Origin of the sequence: Micromonospora sp. WMMD708 (assembly GCF_049315245.1) — a bacterium.
GTDB classification, from domain to species: Bacteria; Actinomycetota; Actinomycetes; order Mycobacteriales; family Micromonosporaceae; genus Micromonospora; species Micromonospora wenchangensis.
On sequence record NZ_CP186060.1, the window covers coordinates 5351668 to 5374302 of the forward strand.

Genomic DNA, 22635 nt, shown 5'->3' on the forward strand with positions numbered 1-22635 from the left:
CCACCATGCCCGCTCCCGTTCTCCGTCCACCCGCGCCGGGCTCGCCTACGCCTCCGTGACTCGCATCCTGGCCGCCGTCGCACCCGCCGCCCTGTCCCCGCCCCACCCCGCCGCCTAGCCCGCCCCGACCTCCCCCGCCCATCCCCCAACCCACCCGTATGGAAGAAGGCCCATGTCCCCCACCTCACCCGACACCATCTCCGCGACCCTGGCACGCGGTCGACTCGGCATCCCCTCCGTCGTGTTCTTCGTGATCGCCGCCGCCGCGCCGCTGACCGTCGTCGCCGGAGGCGCGACCACCGGATACGCCGTCACCGGCGTCACCGGCATCCCGGTGGCGTACCTCGTGGTCGCCGCCGTGCTCGCGCTCTTCGCGGTCGGCTACGTGGCGATGTCCCGACACATCGTCAACGCCGGAGCGTTCTACACCTACGTCACCCGGGGACTCGGCCGCCCGGCCGGCGTCTCCGCCGCAGCCGTCGCGCTGCTGGCCTACAACGCCATGCAGATCGGCCTGTACGGCGGCTTCGGCGCGGTCCTCGCCCAGTTCCTCCACGACCGGTACGGGTGGGGCGTCACCTGGTGGCTGTGTGCCCTGGCCGCCTGGGCGGCGGTGACGGTCCTCGGGGTGCTGCGCATCGACCTCAACGGCGCGGTCCTGGCCGTCATGCTGATCGCCGAGTGCGCGGTGGTGGTCGTCTTCGACGCCGTCATGGTCACCCACCCCGCCGGGGCCGTCACCGTCGACACCCTCGCCCCGACGCACGTCCTCGCCGCCGGGATCGGCGCGGCGCTGGTCACCGCGATCACCGGGTTCGTCGGCTTCGAGGGCACCGTCGTGTTCTCCGAGGAGACGAAGGACCCGCGCCGCACCGTCGCCCGCGCCACCTACCTCGCCGTCGCGGTCACCGGCCTGCTCTACGGCCTGTCCGCCTGGGCGATGTCCGTCGCCACCGGCCCCAACCGGATCGTCGACGCCGCCCGCACCGACGGCACGGACCTCATCTTCCACCTGGTCTCCCCGCACCTCGGCGCGAGCGTCGTGACCATCGGCCGGGTCCTCTTCATCACCAGCCTGTTCGCCGCGCTGCTCAGCTTCCACCACACCGTGGCCCGGTACCTGTTCGCCCTCGGCCGGGAACGAGTCGTCCCCGCCCCGTTCGGCCGCACCAGCCGGCGCACCGGCGCACCGAAGGTCGGCTCGATGACCCAGAGCGGCCTCGCGCTCGCCGTCCTCGTCGGCTACGCGGCAGCCAACGCCGACCCGATCGTGCACCTGTTCTTCTGGGTCACCGTCACCGGCGGGCTCGGCGTCCTGATCCTGATGACCGTCACCTCCGCCGCCGTCGTCGGCTACTTCGCCCGGATCAGCCACCACGAAGGCCACTGGCGGGGCACGGTCGCGCCGCTGACCGCCACGCTGGCGCTCGCCGCGATCCTCGCCGTCACCATCCGCGAGTTCGACACCCTGCTCGGCGTCGACCCGCACTCCCCGCTGCGCTGGCTCTTCCCCGCCGCCTACGCCGCCGCCGCGCTGCTCGGCGCGGTCTGGGCGCTGACCCTGCGCACCACCAACCCGCCCGCCTACGCCGCCATCGGCCTGGGCGCGGACAGCCACACCCTGCCCCTGCGCAACGACCCGATCCGCCAACCGGCCTGACCCTGCGAGGGAGACACCATGCCCGACACCCACACCGTCGCCGTACGTCGAGCGACACCCGAGAACGCGGGGCCGCTGATCGCCGTCCTCGCCGAGGCGTTCCACGACGGACCCGTCGCCGACTGGCTGATCCCCGACCCCGCCGACCGGCGCGTGGTCTTCTACCGCTACTTCAGAGACGCGTTCCAGCACGGCCTGGCGCACGGCCACGTCGACACCACCGCCGACCTGTCCGCCGTAGCGATCTGGTACCCCCGGCTCGACCCACCCCAGGGCCACACCCGGGAACGCCAGGAGGCGCTGGAACACGCCACCGGCCCCTATGCGCCGAAGTTCACCCTGATGGAGGCCATGTTCGACGCCTTCCACCCCGACGAGCCGCACCACTACCTCGCGTACCTCGCGGTCGACCCGGAGCAGCAGAACCGGGGCATCGGCGCGGCCCTGCTCCACGAGCACCACCGGCAGCTCGACAAGCTGGGCCTACCGGCGTACCTGGAGGCCAGCAACACCCGCAACCGGCAGCTCTACCGCCGGCTCGGCTACACCGCCGGCCCACCACTCATCCTGCCCACCGACGGCCTACCGATCTGGCGGATGTGGCGCGGCCGACAAACCCCCACCGGCCGGTCACCGTTCCCACCCGCCCCGCAGCCCCGACGGCCCACCCGGTGAACCCGATGGCCCAGATCCGACCCGCGCAACCCGGCGACGTACCCACCATCACCGCCCTACTCGTCGACGCCGTCACCGCCGACCCCGTCGCCGAATGGCTGGTCCCCGACCCCGCCGAACGGCAGACGGTCTTCCACGGCCTGCTGGCCATGGAGGTCGACCACGCCGTCGAGTGGGGCAACGTCGACGTCCCGATCGACTTGACCGCAGTGGCGGTGTGGCACCGCCACCCCGTCCCCGACACCGCCGTGCTCTCCGAACACCACCTGGGCGTCTTCGCCGGCCGCGCGCTGCCCCGCTTCCGGCAGCTGCACGCACTCGTCGGCAGCTACCGATCCGACGCGCCGCACCACTGGCTGTCCTGGCTCCACGTCACCTCCACCCGACGGGGACAGGGCATCGGCGGGCGTCTGCTCGACCGGCACCACCACCGTGTCGACCAGCTCGGCGACCCCTACGACACCGTGGTGACGACGGAGGCGACCCGGGACTTTCTGCGCGGCCACGGCTACCGCGCCGGCCTACCGCTGCACCTGCCCAGCGGGCCCCGGCTCTGGCCGCTCACCCGCAGCGGCAACCCGGCCGCCACCACGGAGAGCGCCGGGTCCGCATCACCTGAACTGGCCGTTCCCTACGACCTCCGCGACAGGAGGCGCACACCATGACCAAGGTCCGAACCGCCGCCGGGTGGCAGCGGCCCACCCGCGCCCTGGTCTTCGCTCTCGTTCTCGCCGTCACCGTGCCCACCGCCTGCGCCCCCGTCCGCACTTCCACGCCATCCGCCGACGTGGCCGTGCGGCCGTCTGCCTCGTCGACGCCGACGAACGAGCCGCGGACGGCGCAGGAGCGGCTGCGCCTCCTGGCCGACGCGATCACACCGGTCGCGGCCGACGCCGAGCTCGGCCCGCACACCTACCTGCACATTCAGTCGTGGTCCCGCGCGACGACGGTCGTCAGCCGGTGGGACATCCGTCGCTGGAGCCAGCCGGACGGATCCGGCCGGGTCATCGCGCGCCGGTTGCCCGACCGGGGAAATCTCACCCGGCTACCGGACGGCAGCGACCGGGACGCCCTCGCGGCGGCACCCGTGGTGTCCGACGAGACATACGCACGCGGCGGCCTCGTGCGCCCCGGCTCCGAGCCGATTCCCGGCGATCGTGCCGGCCTCCAACAGCACCTCGGCACCATATCCCCGCCCGAGAACGGCCCCGGCTCGGTCATCGCCGGCGTGGTGAGTCTGAACAACGAGCACTACCTCGGCCACCGACAGCGCCAAGCCATCCTGCTGATCCTGGCCGACCTGCCCGACATCACGACCGACACCACCGCCGCCGACATCGCCGGTCGCACCGGGATCGCCGTGAGCCTCAACCGCGACGGATCCACCAAGCGCCTGATCATCCACCCGACGAGCGGGGAACTCCTCGCCTTCCAGGAGACCTTCAACGCCTGCCCGGCCCGAGGCAAGCCATGCCCCCGGCCCGGCCTGTTCGACTACCGGCTCTACCTCGAACGCAGCCGCACCGCACCGGCCGACGGGTCACCCACAACACAGCGTTGAACCCGGCACCGGGAAGCCGTCGACACCACCTCGCGGTGATGCGCGCCCCGGTACCCCTCAGTCTCGCCGCGTTCGTCGCGGCGATCCCTGCGGCACGGTGCCGGAGGGACGAGAAAGGAACCCATGAAGATCAACCTGTACCGGCCGATCGCCACCGGCACGGCCGTGCTCGGCCTGCTGGCCAGCGCCGTGCCGGCCTCGGCAGCACCGCTCGATCAGCAGCCCGCGCCCTCGGAGGTCACGCCGTCCGTCGTCGGTGGACACGACGCCACCGAGGACTACCCGGGCATGGCGACGTTGCAGTACAACCGCAACGGAGTATTCGGGCATCTGTGCGGTGCGACCCTCGTCGACCGCCGTCACGTCGTCACCAACGCACACTGTGTGACCGAACCCGACTCCGGCACCGTCGACCCAACGCTGCTGCAGGTCCGGATCGGCTCAGCCGATCGGACCAGCGGCGGCGTGCTCGTTGGCATCGAGCGGGTCCTCCCACACGCCGAGTGGGACTGGGGCACCGGCACCGACCGGGTCGCAGACGTGGCCGTGCTCCGCCTGAACAACCGGGTCAACCTCAAGCCCTTCACCATCGCCCCTCGCGTCACCGGGCGAGGTGCGGTCACCCGCATCCTCGGCTGGGGATCGACCAAGGCATCGGGCGAGGGACCGCTCCCGGTCACCCTCCAGGAGCTGGACACCACCGTCACGGGCAAGACGGCGTGCGCGGCAGCGGGCATCACCGCAGGTGAGATCTGCATCGCGAACGTGAACGGCACCGACGGCGCCTGCTACGGCGACAGCGGCAGCCCCGCCCTCCAACGGCTCACCCCACGCACGTGGGCCGTCATCGGCGGCGCAAGCCGCGAGACCGAACCCATCTGCGGAACGGGCCCAACCGTCTACACCTCCCTGCCCTACTACGCGGGCTGGATCCACCGAGTGATCGCCACCGGCAAGGTCCCGCCGCGCACCACCCCCGCCGACACCACCCACTCGGCAACCGCCCGATCGCTGCGCTGGACCAGCGCGGCGTAAACGCCTGCGGCCCGGCCCGCCCCGGCAACACCCCCGCCGGGGCGGGCTGGCAGCAGCGAGCCTCCAAATCCAGGGCGCAGACCGTGATCGGCCCTCGTGATGGCCGTGTTCCACCGAGCCTGCGCGACCGATAGCCGAACTTGGAGCATGCTCCTGATGCCCCTGTGGTAAGCGGCGGCTCGTCGTGGTCGAGCTGGTTACCAGAGCCGTCCCCGAACGGGCTGAGTTCTTGATGGTGCTCGATCGGGACGGTGTGATCAACGGGCGCATCCCCGATCCGGCGGGAGTTCCGCCCGATGGCCCGTTGGCACCGGAGCCGGTCCGGTTGTGAGGGGCACTGGGCGACCGGGGGCACCAGCCTCATCGGCAGCAGCTCTCCCCAGCCCGAGTGCCGCTATGCACCGTTCGTCCGGAATGCTCAGCCGCAGGCAACGAGTGTCACCGGCTCAACCCGCTAAGGCAACTCACCAACCGTAAGCCCCGACCAGGAGGAGCAGCGGGTGCCCGCCAGAAGCATCACGATCGCTAGGAGGTGCCCCTGGCCTGGACTGCGTCGATTCTCCTGAGTGATCAGGAGGTGACTTGAATGGGCATTCATGTTTGACTACCTGCGTGGGGGCGGGGGGAGCACGGCTGTCGATCGACTGCGGTAGCGCGAGCACCGTGGCCGTGTTGGCGTGGGCTGACGGTGGTGCGTCGGTGTTGCCGTTCGATGGTCTTCCCTACCTGCCCAGCGGCCTGTTCCTGGCCGAGGGTGGGCAGGTGTGGACGGGCCGGCAGGCGTGGCAGGCCGCCGAGGCGCAGCCGCACCGGTTCGTACCGAATCCCCGCCGTGCCGGCGATGGCGAATCGGTCGTCGACGGCCCTGAGGCAGAGGCGGTGGAGCTGGCAGCGGCACCGTTACGGCGGGCTGCTACGGAGGCCCAGGGTGTTATCGGTGAGCCGGTGCCGGATGTGCGGTTGGTGGTGCCGGCCGGGTGGGGGCCGCGTCGGCGTACCTGGATGCGGCAGGTCGCGCACCGGGCGGGTCTCGGGCAGCCGCGTCTGGTGGAGGCTCCGATGGCCGTCGCGGAGCACTTGGCGGCCACCGGTGTACGGCTGACGGTCGGGTCGTTCGTTGTCGTGTGTGATGTCGGCGCGGGTGCCGAGGTGACGGTGCTGCGCCGAGGCCCGTCCGGGTTCGAGGTCCTCGCCACGCTCGCCGACCCTGCAGCCGGTGGCGCTGCCGTCGACCTGGCATTGACCGCTGCTGTACTCAACGGCCGGGAGGTGCCTGCCGGCGGGATGGGCCAGTGGGTGATGGCGGAAAGCGTCCGGGTCGCGAAGGAAACCCTGGGCTCGCACCCGGCGGTCACCGTGCCGGTCGCCGGCCACCACCCGGTCATCGCGGACCGCACCATGCTCGACACCGCCGCCCAACCGGTCGTACGACGGGTCGCGGAGTTGACCCAGCAGTGCATCGCCGCCGCCGAACTGACCCCCGGCGACTTCGCGGGAATCTACTGCGTCGGCGGCAGCGCACACCTCCCACGCCTGGACACCGCCATCACCGAGCACACGGGAATCAGTCCGGTGCTGGTGGCGGATCCTCAACTCGTCGCGGTGCGGGGCGCCGCCGAAGTGGGCGCTCCCGCAGCGGGGGTGAATGCGGTGGAGGTGACGGTGCCGCCGATTCGGCGAGCCGTCGCCATCGCAGTGCCCGGCCTCGCCTCCCTGGCACTGCTGTGGCAGGCCCTACTGACCGCCGAACGCAACAACACCCTCAGCGCGTACTACTACGTCCTCTTCAACCTGGGCGAACTAACGATGGCAGCGGTGTTCGCCCTGGTGGCCTGCATCGCAGCGGGCACCATCCTCGGCTCGTTGATCGCCGCCCGCAGCCCCACCCCCGAACTACACACCGAAGGCGGGAAGGTCAGCATCGGCATCCTCGCCGGGGCCTCCCTCGGCGTCGCCATCGCCGCCCTCTACGCCGTCGTCATCAGCCAATACTTCGGCCTACCCCTACGCGGGTTCCTCACCTGGGCGCTCTGGCCGATCGCCCCCACCGCCGCCCTCGCCGTGGTCATGGCGATGATCGCCGCCCGACAATGGCGCACACCCTCCAGCGGCTGGTCCGCGCTACTGGCTACACCCACCGGCTCGGTCGTCACCGCCGCCGTGGGCATGGGACTCATCCAGTACGCACGTACCGCCGACCGATGGCCACACCTGGTGGTCTGGCTCGACCTCACCGCCCGCATCGGCGGACTCCTCCTCGGCATCGGCACCGTCATGGCCCTCGTGACACCCCTGATGTTCCGCATCGTCCTCGCCGCCCCGATAGCGGTGATCAGCGCCGCGATCGTCACCGGACAATCCACCGGCATCCTCGGCGTCAGCTACGCCATAGCCATCACCGTCTGGTGGGCAGCACGCGTCTGGACCCGCCTCATCCATCCCACCACCGGCACCACCGCCCTCAAGCCACCAGGTCGAGGTAGCTGACATGCGCTGGCCACGGCAACTGTTGTCGCTGATCTTCGTCCTGGCGTTCCTGGTCGGCCCACCAGCGGTGCTCCTGACCGTGATCGGCCCGCCCCTTCGCGGATGGCCGACCTCGGAGCAGCTGCGGGCCTGGCTGGAGCAGCCGTTGACCGAGGAGACACTCACCGCCGGACTCGCCATCGGCGCGTGGCTGATCTGGCTGCTCGTCGCCTACACCGTCGCCGCCCGGATCATCATCCGCCTCCGCGCCACCACGGCATGGCTACGACGGGTACCCCTCCCCACCCCGCTGCAGGCGACGGCCAGTGGAATGGCCGGCGCAGCCGTCTTCGGCGTCACCACCAACACCGTCACCACCACCCCGCCGGAACCGCCACAGCCCGCAGCAACAGGCACCGCCACATTCCACGACGAGACCGCCCCGGACGGCCATCGCGACCAGGCCGTACGCGAGGACGGGGTCGCGGTTGCCGGCGGTTGGCTGCCCCGGGACGTCGCCGAACAGGTCACCGCCGCCGCAGCACTGGTCTGGCTACGCCGCCGCCGCGACTACCAACCCCACCCCACCCACCCCGACGACACCGACCTCACCCCACTACCGCCCACCGTCACCGCCGTCCAAGCCACCCTCGCCGAAACCCCCTCGACGCCCTCACTGTCGGACGGATTCGCGGCCCTCGTCGAAGCCCTGCCGGTCGGCGGCGTGGGTCTTACCGGACCAGGCGCACTGCCCGTCGGGCGAGGACTGCTGGTCACCGCCATCCTGGCCGGACAACGCCACAGCTCAACGACGTTGATCATCACCAAGGCAACCTTGGCCGTTCTTCTCGGACCGGCCGCGGAGACGCTCGGGCGACGCCTGCCGCTCACGATCGTCGACACCGCTGACGAAGCAGCGCAGCTACTCCAACCCGCAGGCCCCGTCACTGGTGAAGCCATCCCTGGTCAGCGTCAGGGTGAGACGTCGAGTAGACACGGCCATCGGAAGATGGCGCTGCTGAACGACCACGACGGTAACGAGCAGCAGATGAAGCAACTCGCCGAGACGGGCAACGTCGCCGCTGCTCTCGTCGTCGTTCTGGGAGAACGGCCGGACGGGCCAAACTGGCACGCCGACTCCACCGGCCATCTGCACAACCCACACCACCCCGACATGCCGGGCCCCCGGCTATGCATCCTGGACCGGACGGCAACCATCGACCTGCTCACCGTCATCGCCAGTCCCGACCCGGCACCACCCCACCCCGTCAGCGGACGCCCACCACTCACCTACACGGGACCACCAGAACTGCCACTACCACGACAGGTCACCCGACACGAACCTCCACGCCTGTCCACCACACCCCGGCAGCGGCTTCATCTGCGCGTCCTGGGTGACCCGCAACTGCTCATCGACGGCGAGCCCCTGACCATCCGCCGCAGCGCCGGGCTCCAAGTCCTCGTCTACCTCGCTATCCACCCCAACGGGGCCGACACCGCACAACTAACCGATGCCATCTGGCCAGGGCTACCCCGCCACTCCCTCACCGGCCGCCTCTACACCGCCCTCAGCGACCTCCGCAGCACCATCCGAACCGCAAGCGACCTACCCGTCATCGACCACTCCGATGACCGCTACCGTCTCAACCGCGCGTACATCGACGTCGACCTATGGGGGCTCCGCACCGCCATCCACCAGGCTGCCGCCGCCCTCACCCACACCACCACTGCCTGGCAGACCGTCCTCGATGCCTACCCTGCGGACCTCGCCAACACCCGCACCTGGCCATGGCTCGACCCACACCGCGAAGCGACCCGCCGCCGAGTCATCGACCTGTGCACCGCCCTCGCCGCCAAGGAGCCCGACCCACATCGCGCCCTGCAGTTGCTGCAGGACGGCGTCCGCGTCGACCCGCACAACGCCGACCTACACAGGATCGCCAGTGGTGCCCTCGCTGCCCTCGGCAACTCTGAGCAAGCCGCCGAGCTGCAGCACCGCCACCAGCAGACCCTTAGACGTACTCGACTCGCACTGCATGTCCGAAAGGATCAGTGAGTGGAGCTACTTGCCCGTAAGCCTGTGCAGGGAGCGTCATCCAGCCGTCGGCGGTAGCCCAGGTGGTAGTGGCAGATCAAGGCATCTTCACCGAGCTGAACTACCAACTCACCAGCCTCGTCCGCAACCACCACGGCCTCACCACCACACACCCACGGCATCCATCATGGATAGCCAGAGCGTGAGGATCTCCACCAACGTTCCACCATCCACACAGGGCGCTGACGCCGGCAAGAAAACCATCGGCCGCGAACGCGGCATCATCACCGACGGCACCGGCCTCATCCTCGCCGTCATCATCACCGCCGCCAGCACCAGCGACAACACCGTCGGCATGGACCTACTCGACCAAGCCACCACCTATCCCACTCTGACCAGAACCTGGGTCGACGCCGGGTTCAAAAAGCGCCTCGTCGAACACGGCGCCACCCTCGGCATCGACGTCGAGATCGTCACCAAAGATGCACAGGTCAAGGGCTTCAGCGTGGTCAAACGACGATGGGTCGTCGAACGCACCATCGGCTGGCTCGTGCGCCACCGCCGACTCGTCCGCGACTACGAAACCCGACCCGACAACTCCGCCAGCATGATCACCCTCGCCATGACCGACAACCTCACCAAACGGCTCACCACCGAAACCATCCCAACTGGCGAGAACCCCACAACCACAAAATGCGCAAAGTACGTAAACTATACGCCCTACTACAATTCTCCCAATTAACCCAAAAACCCAAACAGGCCATCTTACGCGTCACATCCCAAGACCGCAATAATGAGATTCATCACAAAAGGCCTCAATGTACGAATATCACGCTCAGTAGCGACTCGGGTGCGGGGCGCATCCAGGCGGTCGGGCTTACTGGGGCGCAATCCGCCTAATCCTTCATCGTCTCCGAACCGAACACACCTTAGGCCGACGCGCAGCGACTTGATTTCGGCCACCTCGATAGATTACTGAGTGTCACACCTAGTAAACGTCAAGTAGATCCGGGTACTGACATCGGACGATGCTTCAACTAGTGTCAATGTTGCTGGCGAACGCAGCCGAAATCCAACAGAATTTCGGCAATCTGAGCCTTACGCGCCAATGAAGGGAAGCCATGAGAACGAAGAAGCCGTCATCCATGAAGCGCAGGGTGAAGCTTGCGGTAGCAGCAGGGCTACTGACGGTCGGAGTTGCCTCTCCAGCCTTCGCCGCCTATGAACAGGTCGGAGGGGGTGAATGGTGGTACGGTGTTAGCGTCTGCTGCAACTACTCGGACTACCTACACCCGAGCACGGGACATGGCTCCTCGGTCTCGAACGGTAACGGTGCTGTCAGCTCGGACTGTGAACCTGGGGGCGTGACGGCCGAGGCAAGCCAGAGCGCGACATGGAGTGGCAATAAGGCGTACTGGCGCCACTGCTAAACTATGACGAGCGCCGCGATGAGCTAACCGACAAGTTCGACTCGGCGTAGAAAATCCTCTCTCCGTAGATGCCACACTTGAACGTATGTAAGATGTGCGGGGAGCCAAAGGGCTCCCCGCACATCTTACATGGCCAATGAAGCGATTACGTGATAATAGCGGCGGAGGGTTACGTGCTGCATCGGGGAATCAAGTTTGCGTATGCGACCCTATCGATCGTTTCTGCGATTATGGCGTTCATCGTTCTACGGAACTTCGATGAGGCTACAGTGGCCGGCCCTTCATATGTCATCACCTTTGACGAGGTCGACGATGGGGCAGATGGCCCGCATGTCGCAGACATGATCGTCAAGTTCTCTCGCTCCCACGGCGTCAACGTAGGTCGCGCGTACAGCGACCCGCGTAACGAGAACAGACGGCGCGTCTATATGGCGGTCGGCAATCCGCAAGCTGAGTCGACTCGGTGGTTAAGGCACGGCTATCCGAACTTCAGCAGAGAAGGCCGGGTCGAATTCCGGCCATATGATGAGATCAGAAGCATCCACCCAGACGGCATATATTACGTGTTTGGATCGAAGCAAGCAGCAACGCTGCTGCGAGATGAATTTAAGCTGCTCGGCTACCACGGTGAAGTTGAGCAACACTTCACTCTGAAGAAAGGCTTAGAATATTTCGGAAGAGGTGCCCTACTTTGGTGCTTCATTGTAGTAGCCTTCGCCATTATTCTCGCAGTCGCCTCCTCCGTCACGCTTAATGCGAAGTCTTACGGGATTCAGCGACTCCAAGGTCAAGCCTTCCTTATGATTTTGTGGCGAGATGTCGCACAATTGGCTGTCTTTTGTGCAGGTAGTATTGCCGCCTCGTGTGTTGCAGCAGCCATCTTCCTTTACTTATATAGCAGCCTAAATAGAGCTCCCGTTTTTGCGATCGTCGCGCTATCGTTTGCCGGCGTCTTTATCCTCTTAGCCTTCGCCACCCACGTTGTCACGTTAGGGTTAATATGCCGTGACCCTATCCTAAATTCGGTCAAGGGGGAGGCGACCGCAGACTGGGCTATCGTTGGCGCATACCTAATGAGAATTGCAACCGTTGCACTTATATTCTCTGTCACGACGTCCGCCATAGGCAGCAGTTTAGCGTTAAAAGACGAACGAGCGAATAGCCAGACATGGGCCAAGAGAAGCGATGCGTATTACATGCGCATCAGCAACGCGATACACGATGAGAAGAGGGGGAAAATAATCGAGGATCGGATCGGCCAATGGATCCGAAATGCCGACGCGCGGAATGAAGCTGCACTGGCATGGCGCCACAGACCTCACTCCGGCATTTCCGGCACAAACGGTTTTGATCTTCTCGTCGTCAATAACAAGTACTTGGTCGATCACGAAGTCTACGACTTCGAAGGGGCCAGAGTGCAGCCGATTAACACCGATGAAGTAAGAGTGATGGTTCCTGAAAAGTTCCCGCATAATCTGACCACCTCGTTGCAGGATGGAGTCACTAAGTGGGTGAGTTTTCAATCCTCCAGGGCCGGCACCGAAAGATCACCAGATTTGCGGTTCGAAAAAACTCTCAATAACCAGGACTACTTCTCTTATGCAAGATCGTTCAGTGCCAGCAAATTAATTGTCGAGGATGCTATAGTCGTTGTAATAACGGGGGCATCCGGGATTATTCCGTCTGACGAATACGCGTCAATTGCCAGCCGAGGCGAGATCTTATTCGAGAATCCAGACCAGGCAATGAAGGGCCTCGCAGATGCGGGTATGGGCCCATATATCCTCGGGATGAGCCCATTCACCGAAGAAGCCGCAAGAGACTTGCAGAAAGCAGAGCGTGACTTCAATCTGCAGATCTTCAACCTGGCGGCGACTGTCATGGTGCTATTCGTTACCGCCCTCGCCTTGTCAATTGTCTATTCTCGCCGCAACAGTCAAGCACTATTTGTTAAGTACATCTGCGGATGGAGCTTTCTGCGTACTCATAGGTCGATACTTGCCACTGAAGGGGTGCTAACGCTAGCGCTAATCCTGTGGACATGGCACAGTACGACGACTGCCATCAACAGCTATAAGCGACCAGGGGGGCCGCCACCGCCTCCCGGCATGCTCCCTCTTGAAGGTTGGGAGCCAGTTCTAGCAGGCGGTGTCGCATTCTTGAGCCTCCTGGCCATCGTGCTGGCCTTGCTAGGGACAAACCGCGTTTTCGTCAAGAAGCAGTCCTCAAGTCTGCCATAGCGGGGATAGAGAAGATGATTTGCGTCAAGAAGATCAGCAAGTCCTACGGAAGCCGCACTCTTTGGTCAGACCTGTCCTTCGGGTTGGAAAAAGGGGAGATGAAGGCGGTGGTAGGTCCTAGCGGGAGCGGAAAGTCCACTCTCCTGAACTGCCTAGGTACTCTCGAGACGGTAGATTCCGGCGAGATCCTAGTAGACGGGAAAGATGTCGTGAAATATGGCAGCCGATCGCAGCGGCGCTTCCGTCGCGACACATTGGGCTACCTCTTCCAGAACTATGCTCTAATCGAAAACGCGTCTGTTTCATTCAACCTTCGTGTCGCTATGACAAGGGCCGATGGCCGTGGCCGCAGCCACGATATCTGCGAGGCGGCGCTGCGACGTGTGGGCCTCGCGGGACGTAGCAACGAGATGGTCTACCGCCTTAGCGGTGGCGAGCAACAGCGTGTCGCTCTAGCGCGCCTCTTGGTGAAGAGGCCGACCCTCGTAGTGGCCGACGAGCCCACTGGTGCAGTAGACACTGAAAATGCCAAGATGGTGATTGGTGCTCTGAGGGAGATGGCTGGCAACGGATGTGCCATCATCATCGCCACTCACAGCAAGATTGTGCAAGATAATTGCGACTCATCACTGGATCTTGGCGCGTGTCGTTAGGCCGAGGTGCTGCTGACACAAACGGTAGCGGCTAAAGGCACGTCTGTGCTTCTCGGCGTCTTACCCCACCTGGCTCGCATTGGTGATGTGCGGGGTTCGGGTAATCTGGGTACTACTGACACCAACCAATCTGCGGCGGCTGGCGCCGACGTGAATGCCGGAGCCGAGTCGGAGGCTGCCGTTACAAGCTGACGGTATTGCCTTGCGTGTTTGTACTGAGTTGAGACGACACTCCTACAGAAGAGCTACCTAGCGTCGCTCCAAGGCTATGTGTGGCATAGACTAGCCTAATGTTAGCGATCCGCATGGCATTGAAAGCGTCAGCAGTCGGGGCGGCATTAGGCGCTGGGGCGTCTTCCGCCAACGCTGTACCGAATATGCTGAACGAGGTAGGCGAAGCACGTGCCGACCGCAGTATTTGGTCTCAGTCCGCCGAATTCGCTAGCCTGATTCTCGATTCAGGTTGGGCGTGGGCTGCAGCTGCGGTAGCGGCAGGGTGGCTTGTGAGCTGCAATCTTCGACCGAAAGTGGGTCTGCTTATCGGAGCGTTGGCGGGATGCATTGCCCAACTCGTCGCCACAACCGTCTACTACTGCGGCGAGTTGCTCTACACGGGGGAATTCGGCTGGAGTTGGATAGTGCGGTTCTGGCTAATTGGTAGTGTCGTGTTAGGAGTGCCCCTCGGAGCGATAGGAGCTACGATTCGACGACCAGGCGTTGTCGGTGTGCTCGCGGCGCTGGTTGTTCCCGGTGGTGCGGTCGTCAACATGGTACTACTGCCGCCATCGCAAGAGAGCCCTGTAGCCGAGGAGGTAGTAAGGACAGTGTGGATTGTTGCTGCGGCGGCCGTTGCAGCAATCGTGCTAAATGGGTTTCTCACCCGGAAGAGATCGGTACGCGACGCACAGTCAATACGCTAGCCTAGGCTCGTCGTTAAAGGCTGCCCAAGGAGTGGACTGGCAACTAAGAAGTGCCTCCTGAACAGGTAAGATGGGACTTACGGAGGGTCCGATGTTCCTGTCACGGGAGGCACTTGTTTCCTGAAGGCTACTGCCACTCGTTCGAAGATCTTGGTTACCGGAGACGGGCGGGCGTGGGCGGTCACGCCGATTTCCGGCTGCTCGCTGGAGCTCTCACCGTCCTCATCGAGAATGGGTTTTTGAAGCCGGGCGACGCTCTGATCCATTGCCAGGTCCGGAAAGGGCGGCGCTTTGCCGCGACCGTCGAGGTCGACGGCTGGATCAGAACCGAACTCGGCCAATACAAGGAGCCCTCGCCGGCGCTGGGCATGCTGGTAGGCACGTCGATCGACGGGTGGGCGCATTAGATTCATGATCCGACAAGAAAGCCCCTTCGACAGCTGCGGGCGGAGGGCGGCTTTACCAGCCGGGGAAGCCGCGGAACTAGTACCGATCGGCTTACTACTCCTAACTCAATGAGGTTGGGCGTAACTGTACGACTACGACTGCTACCGCCGCCAACTCCGCGCCAAGAGCATCACACCGGTCATCGGCCGACGCGACACGGTACACGGCTCCGGACTCGGCACCCGACGATGGGTCATCGAGCAGACCATCGCTCAACTGCACTGGTTCCGTCGCCTGCGCATCCGCTGGGAGATCCGCGACGCCATCCACGAAGCCTTCCTCACCCTCGACTCCGGTAGCGCTGTGACCTGCGGTTGTGAGGTCGTGTAAGGAAGTGTGAGGTGCTGTAAGGTCCTCAACCCGCCGCCGTCGCCCATCGCGCTCTTACGGTCTGTCTCACCAACCGCGGCAACGCCGGAGGGAGACAGGCCATGGCGAAACGGGTTTCGGCAGCAGCCAGACGCGCCGTCACCGCAGTCCTCGCGTTGGCGCCGCCAGCGCTGCTCTACCAGGTCGGCTGGCTCACCGTCCCCGTGCTGTCCACGGACCGGCTCCGGGCGTGGGTGCACCAACCGCTGACCGCCGGCTTCATCGCCATGTTGGGGTACGCCGGAGCTTGGGCGCTGTGGATGCTGCTCGTAACCGCCGTCACCGACCACGCCCACCGGTACCTCACCGCTCGCCTGCGGTGGCATCCCACCCTGCATCTGCCCGGCCCTCTGCAGGCGCTCGCGGCGGCGCTGCTGAGTACTACCGCCGTCACGACCGCTGCCGCCCTTCCCGCCGTCGCGCACGACCACACCGCAGCCGATACCGATCCACCCCCGGCCGACAGGGCCACCCCGATCCGCGATGCCTCAGCCCAACCGCCGCCAGCCGACCCTTCACCTCCCCGCCATGGGCCCACTGCTGCCTCGACAACAGCTACCGCCCTCCCACCATCGGCGACGACGGAATCCGCACGTCACGCTTCCCTGCCGGCCCTCACCCGCACCAGCGCCCATCCCGCACCCCACGCCACGAATAGGAAGGTCCGAGTCGTTGCCGGAGACAACCTGTGGGACCTGGCTGCCGAGCATCTCGGTGACGCGACCCGTTGGCGGGAGATCTACACCCTCAACCGGGGACACCGTCAGGCCAACGGCTACGCGCTCACCAACCCCAACACGATCCACGTCGGATGGAAACTCACCCTCCCCGCTCATCAGGCCGCACCAGCACCCGCTCCGCCCCGCCCCGCGCCTCCTGCCGCTGGCGATTCCGGCCCCGCCGCGCCCGAAGCAGAGACGACGCCCTCTGCACCATCCACCTCGCACACGTCACCTGCCCCACAGCGCCCGACGCCGCGCACCCCTGCGCCGAGCACACCAGCAGAGACGATCGACTCCACGACATCGGCCGCGCATCCCGAGCGACCCCACACTCAGCCGTACGACGAGACAGGGATCGTGTTGCCGGCGCGAGGCTGGATCAGCATCGGACTGGCCGCCGCCATCGCCGTCGTGGCCACGTTGTTACGCCTTCAACGACGCCGCCATGCCCGGCTGATCTTCACCACGCCAGCAAGCACCACGCCGCGCTCTGCCCCGGTGCCGCCGCCTCTGGCGCACGCCGATGCGATCGGTCGCCGCCACCTCGGCCTCACCAGCAACGACCAACAGCCCGCTCATCCCACCGTGCCGGCTCCCATCGGAGTCGACGGCCACGGCACCGAGGTGATCCTGTTCCGCCTTCCCGGTTCCGGCCTCGCCTTGCACGGTGAAGGGGCCGTACCGGCGGCCCGCGCGATCCTCGCCGCAGTGCTCACCACCTGCGCAGCCGACACCGCCTCCGTCCGTCCCGTCGTCGTCACGACCGCCGACCTCCTGACGCAACTTCTGCCCGCAGACCGCCCGATGGTGGGGTTGGACCCCGACGGCACCGCATACGACGGCGAGCGCCTGATCGTCCTCGCCGACACCGACGCCGCCGTCACCCACGCCGAAGAGGAGATGACCAGCCGCCGCCGACTGCTGGACACCTTCGACACCACCACCATCGCCGATCTGCACGCCCGCGAAGACCACGCCGAAACCCCGCCGCCGTACGTCCTGCTCATCGAACCGACCACCCGGTACGCGGGCCGCGTGCAGGCCATCGCCGTCCACCGCAGCGCCCTGGACCTCCACCCGATCGTCCTCGGCCCCCACAACGGCCTCCCCACCATCGAGATCACCCGCGACGGCACCACCCGCAGCGACCGCCCGCACCCCCTGTACCGGGTGTCTACCCTGAGCGCGGAGGACCTAGCCGCCGTCCTGGCCATGCTCACCGATGCCCAAGCCCGCCCGGAGGCCGGCGTCGACATCGACGATCCGGCCGCCGCCACAACGCCAACCACACCAACCGCCGAACCATGCCCGGTCCCGCCGGAGAGCCCGACAGCCCTGGTGCACCTTCGGGTCCTCGGCCCGGTCACCGTCACCACCGCCGCCGGCCCGGTAACCACCGGGATGCGCAGCGGCTCCTACGTGGTCCTCGCCGTTCTCGCCGCCCACCCCGCTGGCCGCACTCTCTGCCAGCTCGCCGCCGACCTGCACCCCGACGTGGACCCTGCCTCCGCTGTCAAACGCGTCCGCACCGACATCACCACTGCCCGCCGTGTCCTGCGTACCGCGAGCGGCCACGCGGAGCCCATGTTCATCGTCTTCGACCCTGCCAGCGGCCGGTACCACCTCGACCCGCAGACCGTCGCCGTGGACCTCTGGCACATGCTCACCGCCATCAACCAGGCCACCACCAGCGAAAACGATGACGAGGCGCTCGCCGCGCTACGTCGCGCGACGGACCTGTACGCGGGTGACTTCGCCGAAGGCCACGAGCACCCGTGGGCCGTCGACTACGCCACCAGCTACCGCCACCAGATCCTCACCGCCTACGCCCGTATCGCCGAGATCCTCGAACCCGACCATCCCGACCGCGCGGTGGCCGCCCTCGAACGTGCCACCGACCTGGACCCGGTCAACGAGGAGCTGTACCAGCGGATCATGCGGATCCACGGTCGGCAGCAACGCCCGGACGCCGTCCGGCGCACCCTGCGCCGTCTGGAGGAACGCCTCGCCGATCTGGTCGACGCCGAACCGTCGCAGGCCACCCGCCGCGTCGCCGAACGCCATCTCCTACCCGCCGCTTCCAGGGCGGGGAGGGCGTCGTGACCGAGACCCGGCTGCGTCGGATGCAGTGGGCGGTGCGCGCCACGCTGGCCCTGGGCGTGGCCGCCTCGGTCACCGCGAACATCCTGCACGCGCAGGCAGACCCGATTGCCCAGGCCATCGCGGCATGGCCACCTCTGGCCCTGCTGATCACCGTCGAGCTGGTCACCCGCATCCCCGTGCACCAGCGGGCGCTGGGCGCGATCCGGGTCATCGCCGCCTCGACCATCGCCGCCATCGCGGCCTGGATCAGCTACCACCACATGGTCGGAGTCGTCGCCCGCTATGGCGAGACCGGCACCGTGCCCTACCTCCTGCCGCTCTCCGTCGACGGGCTCATCATCGTCGCGTCCGTCTCCCTGGTGGAACTCTCCGCCCGCCGCCGCGAATCCGAGAACCCCCGACCGGCACCCGCCGCAGCGACGCCCCCACCCGACGCGCCCACAGCGACAGCGCAGCCGCCGGTTCCCGACGACGCCGCACCACCCCACCCGAATCCCGCACTCGAACGCCATGACGACGGCGACCGGTCGCGCCCGGAGGTCATACCCGTCCCCGAGCAGCGCCCGGCCATCCACAGCTTGCAGGGCCCCCGGCTCGAAAGTGATCGGGACATCAGGCCACCAGCGGATGGAGTCTCCGCCGGGGAGATCGACGCGGACGATGACGTGGGCCTGTCTGCGGATCTCGTGGCGCTGCTGCCGGCCGCCCGCACTGCCTGCGACGAGCTGATCCGCGAAGGCCACACGGTCAGCCGCGATGCCCTCGCGCGCCGGTTACGCCGCAACGGCCATTCCCTCCGCAACAGCGGGGTATCGGAACTCCTCGCCGCCATCCGGCCGAAGACCTCTGCGGCCGTCGGTTCCCGTTCGCCGTCCGCAGCCGGTGAGCCTCACCTCGTGGCTTCGCTCGCGCAGAGGCCGGTGTCCCCGGCCCCGGTTCGCCCTGACGGGCGGTCTTGATCGGGGCGTGGAGGTCGACGTGGATAGGGCATGGCTGCCCGGCCGGGCTGCCGTGCCGAACATCGTCAGGAGCACCAGAGATGACCGACCATTCGCCCATGCGCTGCACCGTTGAGGTCGACGCTGACGTGTACGACGTGTTGGCGCGTACTGCCGCCAGTCGAGACACCGACGTCAACGGCGCGCTGCGCTACCTGATCGAGGCGCCGACGCCCCGGACCGTCGCGAACGACGACGAGGACTGAGTCGGCGTACGGCACGCGTCGCCCGGTCCGCGCTGGCGGACCGGGCGACGTGTTCTGCGGGTCCTCGTGGCCCCTACGCGGGTGCAGCGCCGGTCGCGTCGGCGGCAGCGGCGAGGAGTCGTTGCGCGGTGCGCGGGGTGATGCCGAGTTGTTGAGCAAGGATCACGCCGAGCCCACGCCGGTCCTGCCCGGCGGCGTCGGCCTCGGCGAGGAGCGTGACGGCGGCCTGGAGGCGAGGGTCGTCGGCGTACGGGTGCGGCTGGCGGGCACCGGTCGTGCCGAGGGGTCGGCCGGTGGACTGCCGGCCGGTGCGGGCGTCGGCGACAGCCCAGACGGTGCGGCGGAACCACAGGCGGCGGACCCGTCCGTCGGGCAGCGTCTCGACCCGGTCGGGATGGTGGAGCAGGGTGTCGGGCAGGTTGCGGTACGAGCCGTAGCCAAGGACCTTCGCCGCTGCGCCCGAGCCGAGGAGATCCTCCGGTTCACCGCGGCGGTCGACCTTCGTCAGCTCGGCGCGTTTCGCTCTCAGGTGGGCGGTGTGGAACGCCTCGATGTCGTCGAGCCAGAACCACTCCCGGCCGTCGTGGGCGAAGCCTTCGGGGAAGCCGAAGCGGGCGCGGTGGCTGCGCCAGTGGATGACGGTGGAGTAGGCCGCGCCGATGTGCGCGGCGACTCCGGCCCGGTCGAGGGCAGTCCGTCCGTCGATGACCTGTCGTGCCACGCCGTTCATCTTCCTCTCCGGCCAGCGGCTACCGCTCGCGTGGTCGAGGTGGCGGTGGCTCGGGCCGGAGGGTCGGGTACGTCCTGGCTCGGTGGGCGGCCGTGTGCTCAGCGGCCCCGCAGCGGGTGAGGTGACCGGTCGGGCGGTGCCCGCACTTGCGGGTCCGCCCGCCGGTGACCGTTCCCACCCGGTCACGTGGGTGGGCGTAGCACCTTCCAGGCCACCTGTGCCATGCGGTCGATGCGCAGCGCGGCCAGTTTCGCGCGGGTGGCGGGCTTGAGCGCGTCGTACACGGTCAGGATCGCGGCGGCGGTGGTCGCGTCCACCAGCACCCCGTCGATCTTGCGGCACGCGCCGCCCTTCGCCTCGCGCAGCAACTCGATGACACGGGGGGTCACCTGCGGTGGCGTCGTCGGGGAGCGCGTCGATGTCGGCCAGCCCTTCGCAGTCGGGGCAGGTGACGAGGAGCGGGTCCTCGGTGATCCGGCCCAACGGCACGTGCTCTGCGCCGCACACCGGTCCGATCCGGCGGCGGGTCTTCGCGTGGGTGAGCACGGGCCACCCGTGCGTCCCCGTGTCGGTGGTCATGGTGCCTCCCCCGTCGGGTGGGGCCAGATGCCGAGTGGGTGGCCAGGCGCGATGCGGCCTCGGCCGGTGACGAGGGTTGCGAACACGTCGGAATACCGTTCGTGGAGTTGGCCCCGGGTGCGCATGAGGTGTTTGCCTCGGGTGAGCTTCGCGGGCAGGGCCTCGACCACCCGGCCGATCAGCCCGTACAGGTCCCGGGCCTCGATGAGGTCGGCGCAGCCGGCGCACGCTGACCAGCCTTCGCCCCATGCCTGGGTGAAGGCGTGCTCGGTGTCGGTGCGGCGAACCCGTGCCGCGTGGTGTCGAGTCTGGTAGTCGCCTACGGCGAAGACCCGTGCGGTGACTCGGCGGGCGTCGGTGATCTGGTTGGCGCACCGGTAGATCCAGGCGGCCTCCGGTGTGGAGCAGAAGTCGCAGTCGATGATCGGCTCGGGGATCTCGGTGACGGGTGCGGGCTCGGGGCGGTGGTCGCTGGGCTGGCCGCGCTGCTCGGCCGCGTGCAGGTACTCGACGATGAGGCCCCGGTTGTTGAGGCGGACGTTGAGTGCGTGACGGCAGCGGCGGCAGTAGAACGGTTCCGGGACCGGCGCCACGCTCGCGTCGAGTCCTGCGCTCTCGGCAGGACGGGCGGGTCCTGCCGGTTGCGGGGAGTGGGGTGGCATTACTGGTCGCCTCCGTCCTGGTTGCGGGTGGGCTGCGGCGGGATGGGGTGGGCCGGGCCGAGGGTCAGGCCGAGGCGCAGGGTTGCGAGGTCGACCAGCCGCCGCAGCAGGCTCGCCGTGCCGGTGCTGAGGTCGGCGTCGTAGTCGTGGGCGATGCGGCAGGCCTCGCGCACCGCGACGCACGCGGAGGTGAGGGCGGCCTCCAGGGCGGCGCGGTCGTCGTCCCGGGTGGCCCGCCTGACGTTCTCCGCCGGGTAGGTGCGCTCGTCACCGGTGGGAAAGCGGAGGGTGTAGTGGCGGGCGTAGGTGGTGTGCGGGGTGGAATAGCGGACATCGGTGACGGTGCCGAGGCGGTACTCGACCGGGTCGGCCGGGTTGATCACCCGGGCGGTGTCGCCGTACTCCAGGGACCGGTACATCAGGACTCCGTTCAGGGGTGCGTGCTGGTGGGATGGCCGTTCTCGGGGGTGCCGCGCGGCCCGGGGTGGGACCGGGTCGCGCGGCTCCCGTCGCGGCGGTCAGGGTTGGGCGGGCGGTGGGCCGTCGGCACCGCCGGGGGTGGTCGGTGGCCAGGTGGTCCCCTCGGTGGGGAACGGTGGTGCGGCCTTCACGTGGGGCAGGCCGGGGTCGAGTTTCTGGCCGCTGCGGTCGAGGCTGACCGCTCCGTACGCGGTCAGGTGCGCGCCCACGGCGAGGGCCTGCGCGCCGGTGAGCAGGACGACGAGGCGGCGGGCGTGGGTGTCGTGGACCCGCAGCTCGACGTGACCGGTGGTCAGCGGCCGGACCGGGAGGAACCGCTCGACCTGCGCGCCGCCGGGTGCCGTCGCCCAGATCGCCGCGCACAGCGCGTTCCACTGCTCGTTGACGAGGCTTTCCCAGTGCTCCGCGCGGGCGGTGAGGGTGGCGTGTTCGGCCTGGCTGGTGGAGTGTTCGGCGAGCGCGCGGGCGACCTCGGCCGCCGCGAAGTTCGCGCACACCCGGTTGGCCAGCGCGATCATGGTCCCGGCGGTGTGTTCCGGCGTCGGCAGCGTCGTCACGGCAGGCTCCGGTGGAGGCGGGGGCGTCGAGGCGGGCGGGGTGGGGGTGGTGTCGGCGGCGGGGTGCGCGCCGGTACCGGAGCCGGGCGGGGTGTTCCCGCGCCGGC

Annotated in this window: 19 protein-coding genes and 2 pseudogenes; 16 read left to right on the forward strand and 5 right to left on the reverse strand. The window is 67.5% G+C overall.

Features of this window, described 5'->3' with window-relative positions:
* Nucleotides 1-172 precede the first annotated feature (172 nt).
* The 16 genes and pseudogenes from ACN260_RS23485 to ACN260_RS23560 all read left to right on the forward strand — a co-directional run bounded on the left by ACN260_RS23485 (nucleotide 173) and on the right by ACN260_RS23560 (nucleotide 19520).
* The gene (locus ACN260_RS23485; RefSeq protein ID WP_422753080.1) at nucleotides 173-1660 is read left to right on the forward strand and encodes an APC family permease; all 1488 of its coding nucleotides are present in this window, start codon (nucleotides 173-175) and stop codon (nucleotides 1658-1660) included.
* An 18-nt stretch (nucleotides 1661-1678) separates the two neighbouring features.
* A complete protein-coding gene (locus ACN260_RS23490; protein WP_422753081.1) occupies nucleotides 1679-2335 on the forward strand; it encodes a GNAT family N-acetyltransferase in 657 nt (218 codons plus the stop codon).
* A gap of 5 nt (nucleotides 2336-2340) precedes the next feature.
* Nucleotides 2341-3000, forward strand: coding sequence for a hypothetical protein (locus tag ACN260_RS23495; protein ID WP_422753082.1), 660 nt, complete (start codon nucleotides 2341-2343; stop codon nucleotides 2998-3000).
* Entirely contained in the window at nucleotides 2997-3896 is a 900-nt protein-coding gene (locus ACN260_RS23500; protein WP_422753083.1) for a hypothetical protein, read from the forward strand. The genes ACN260_RS23495 and ACN260_RS23500 overlap by 4 nt, the downstream gene beginning before the upstream one ends.
* 123 nt (nucleotides 3897-4019) lie before the next feature.
* Nucleotides 4020-4931: a S1 family peptidase gene (locus ACN260_RS23505; RefSeq protein ID WP_422753084.1), complete on the forward strand. Its 912-nt coding sequence runs from the start codon at nucleotides 4020-4022 to the stop codon at nucleotides 4929-4931.
* 699 nt (nucleotides 4932-5630) lie between these two features.
* Complete coding sequence (locus tag ACN260_RS23510; protein WP_422753085.1) at nucleotides 5631-7418, forward strand: Hsp70 family protein; 1788 nt, start codon at nucleotides 5631-5633, stop codon at nucleotides 7416-7418.
* A 1-nt stretch (nucleotide 7419) separates the two neighbouring features.
* Entirely contained in the window at nucleotides 7420-9453 is a 2034-nt protein-coding gene (locus ACN260_RS23515; RefSeq protein WP_422753086.1) for an AfsR/SARP family transcriptional regulator, read from the forward strand.
* A gap of 74 nt (nucleotides 9454-9527) precedes the next feature.
* Nucleotides 9528-10174, forward strand: a pseudogene (locus tag ACN260_RS23520) (transposase); the annotation flags it as partial.
* A gap of 403 nt (nucleotides 10175-10577) precedes the next feature.
* Complete coding sequence (locus ACN260_RS23525) at nucleotides 10578-10862, forward strand: lactococcin 972 family bacteriocin (protein WP_422756806.1); 285 nt, start codon at nucleotides 10578-10580, stop codon at nucleotides 10860-10862.
* A gap of 173 nt (nucleotides 10863-11035) precedes the next feature.
* Nucleotides 11036-13102 (forward strand): hypothetical protein, encoded by a 2067-nt coding sequence (locus tag ACN260_RS23530; protein WP_422753087.1) that lies wholly within the window; start codon nucleotides 11036-11038, stop codon nucleotides 13100-13102.
* Nucleotides 13103-13116: 14 nt separating this feature from the next.
* On the forward strand, nucleotides 13117-13755 hold the full coding sequence (locus tag ACN260_RS23535) for an ATP-binding cassette domain-containing protein (RefSeq protein WP_422753088.1): 639 nt from the start codon (nucleotides 13117-13119) through the stop codon (nucleotides 13753-13755).
* A 1093-nt stretch (nucleotides 13756-14848) separates the two neighbouring features.
* On the forward strand, nucleotides 14849-15082 hold the full coding sequence (locus ACN260_RS23540; RefSeq protein WP_422753089.1) for a hypothetical protein: 234 nt from the start codon (nucleotides 14849-14851) through the stop codon (nucleotides 15080-15082).
* Between the two features lie 124 nt (nucleotides 15083-15206).
* Nucleotides 15207-15452 carry a transposase gene (locus ACN260_RS23545; protein ID WP_422756807.1) on the forward strand — a complete coding sequence of 82 codons (246 nt, stop codon included), beginning with the start codon at nucleotides 15207-15209 and terminating at the stop codon, nucleotides 15450-15452.
* 101 nt (nucleotides 15453-15553) lie between these two features.
* On the forward strand, nucleotides 15554-18316 hold the full coding sequence (locus tag ACN260_RS23550; protein WP_422753090.1) for a BTAD domain-containing putative transcriptional regulator: 2763 nt from the start codon (nucleotides 15554-15556) through the stop codon (nucleotides 18314-18316).
* Nucleotides 18313-19275, forward strand: coding sequence for a DUF2637 domain-containing protein (locus tag ACN260_RS23555; protein WP_422753091.1), 963 nt, complete (start codon nucleotides 18313-18315; stop codon nucleotides 19273-19275). Before ACN260_RS23550 ends, ACN260_RS23555 begins: the two co-directional genes overlap by 4 nt.
* A gap of 98 nt (nucleotides 19276-19373) precedes the next feature.
* The gene (locus ACN260_RS23560; RefSeq protein ID WP_422753092.1) at nucleotides 19374-19520 is read left to right on the forward strand and encodes a hypothetical protein; all 147 of its coding nucleotides are present in this window, start codon (nucleotides 19374-19376) and stop codon (nucleotides 19518-19520) included.
* A 73-nt stretch (nucleotides 19521-19593) separates the two neighbouring features.
* On the opposite strand, the gene ACN260_RS23565 is transcribed toward ACN260_RS23560, so the two are convergent.
* The 5 genes and pseudogenes from ACN260_RS23565 to ACN260_RS23585 all read right to left on the reverse strand — a co-directional run bounded on the left by ACN260_RS23565 (nucleotide 19594) and on the right by ACN260_RS23585 (nucleotide 22528).
* Nucleotides 19594-20250 (reverse strand): hypothetical protein, encoded by a 657-nt coding sequence (locus tag ACN260_RS23565; protein WP_422753093.1) that lies wholly within the window; start codon nucleotides 20248-20250, stop codon nucleotides 19594-19596.
* Between the two features lie 182 nt (nucleotides 20251-20432).
* A pseudogene (locus tag ACN260_RS23570) lies at nucleotides 20433-20829 on the reverse strand (hypothetical protein).
* Nucleotides 20826-21422 (reverse strand): hypothetical protein, encoded by a 597-nt coding sequence (locus tag ACN260_RS23575; RefSeq protein ID WP_422753094.1) that lies wholly within the window; start codon nucleotides 21420-21422, stop codon nucleotides 20826-20828. The pseudogene ACN260_RS23570 and the gene ACN260_RS23575 overlap by 4 nt, the downstream one beginning before the upstream one ends.
* A 68-nt stretch (nucleotides 21423-21490) precedes the next feature.
* A complete protein-coding gene (locus ACN260_RS23580) occupies nucleotides 21491-21910 on the reverse strand; it encodes a hypothetical protein (RefSeq protein WP_422753095.1) in 420 nt (139 codons plus the stop codon).
* Nucleotides 21911-22009: 99 nt separating this feature from the next.
* Entirely contained in the window at nucleotides 22010-22528 is a 519-nt protein-coding gene (locus ACN260_RS23585) for a hypothetical protein (RefSeq protein ID WP_422753096.1), read from the reverse strand.
* Nucleotides 22529-22635: the final 107 nt, after the last annotated feature.

Excerpts from the sequence above, each read along its gene's own strand:
- ACN260_RS23525 (WP_422756806.1), top strand. The coding sequence starts at position 10,578 with ATGAAGCGCAGGGTGAAGCTTGCGGTAGCAGCAGGGCTACTGACGGTC.
- ACN260_RS23550 (WP_422753090.1), top strand. The coding sequence starts at position 15,554 with ATGGCGAAACGGGTTTCGGCAGCAGCCAGACGCGCCGTCACCGCAGTC.
- ACN260_RS23495 (WP_422753082.1), top strand. The coding sequence starts at position 2,341 with ATGGCCCAGATCCGACCCGCGCAACCCGGCGACGTACCCACCATCACC.
- ACN260_RS23485 (WP_422753080.1), top strand. The coding sequence starts at position 173 with ATGTCCCCCACCTCACCCGACACCATCTCCGCGACCCTGGCACGCGGT.
- ACN260_RS23565 (WP_422753093.1), bottom strand. The coding sequence starts at position 20,250 with ATGAACGGCGTGGCACGACAGGTCATCGACGGACGGACTGCCCTCGAC.
- ACN260_RS23490 (WP_422753081.1), top strand. The coding sequence starts at position 1,679 with ATGCCCGACACCCACACCGTCGCCGTACGTCGAGCGACACCCGAGAAC.
- ACN260_RS23560 (WP_422753092.1), top strand. The coding sequence starts at position 19,374 with ATGCGCTGCACCGTTGAGGTCGACGCTGACGTGTACGACGTGTTGGCG.
- ACN260_RS23505 (WP_422753084.1), top strand. The coding sequence starts at position 4,020 with ATGAAGATCAACCTGTACCGGCCGATCGCCACCGGCACGGCCGTGCTC.
- ACN260_RS23535 (WP_422753088.1), top strand. The coding sequence starts at position 13,117 with ATGATTTGCGTCAAGAAGATCAGCAAGTCCTACGGAAGCCGCACTCTT.
- ACN260_RS23580 (WP_422753095.1), bottom strand. The coding sequence starts at position 21,910 with ATGTACCGGTCCCTGGAGTACGGCGACACCGCCCGGGTGATCAACCCG.
- ACN260_RS23515 (WP_422753086.1), top strand. The coding sequence starts at position 7,420 with ATGCGCTGGCCACGGCAACTGTTGTCGCTGATCTTCGTCCTGGCGTTC.
- ACN260_RS23500 (WP_422753083.1), top strand. The coding sequence starts at position 2,997 with ATGACCAAGGTCCGAACCGCCGCCGGGTGGCAGCGGCCCACCCGCGCC.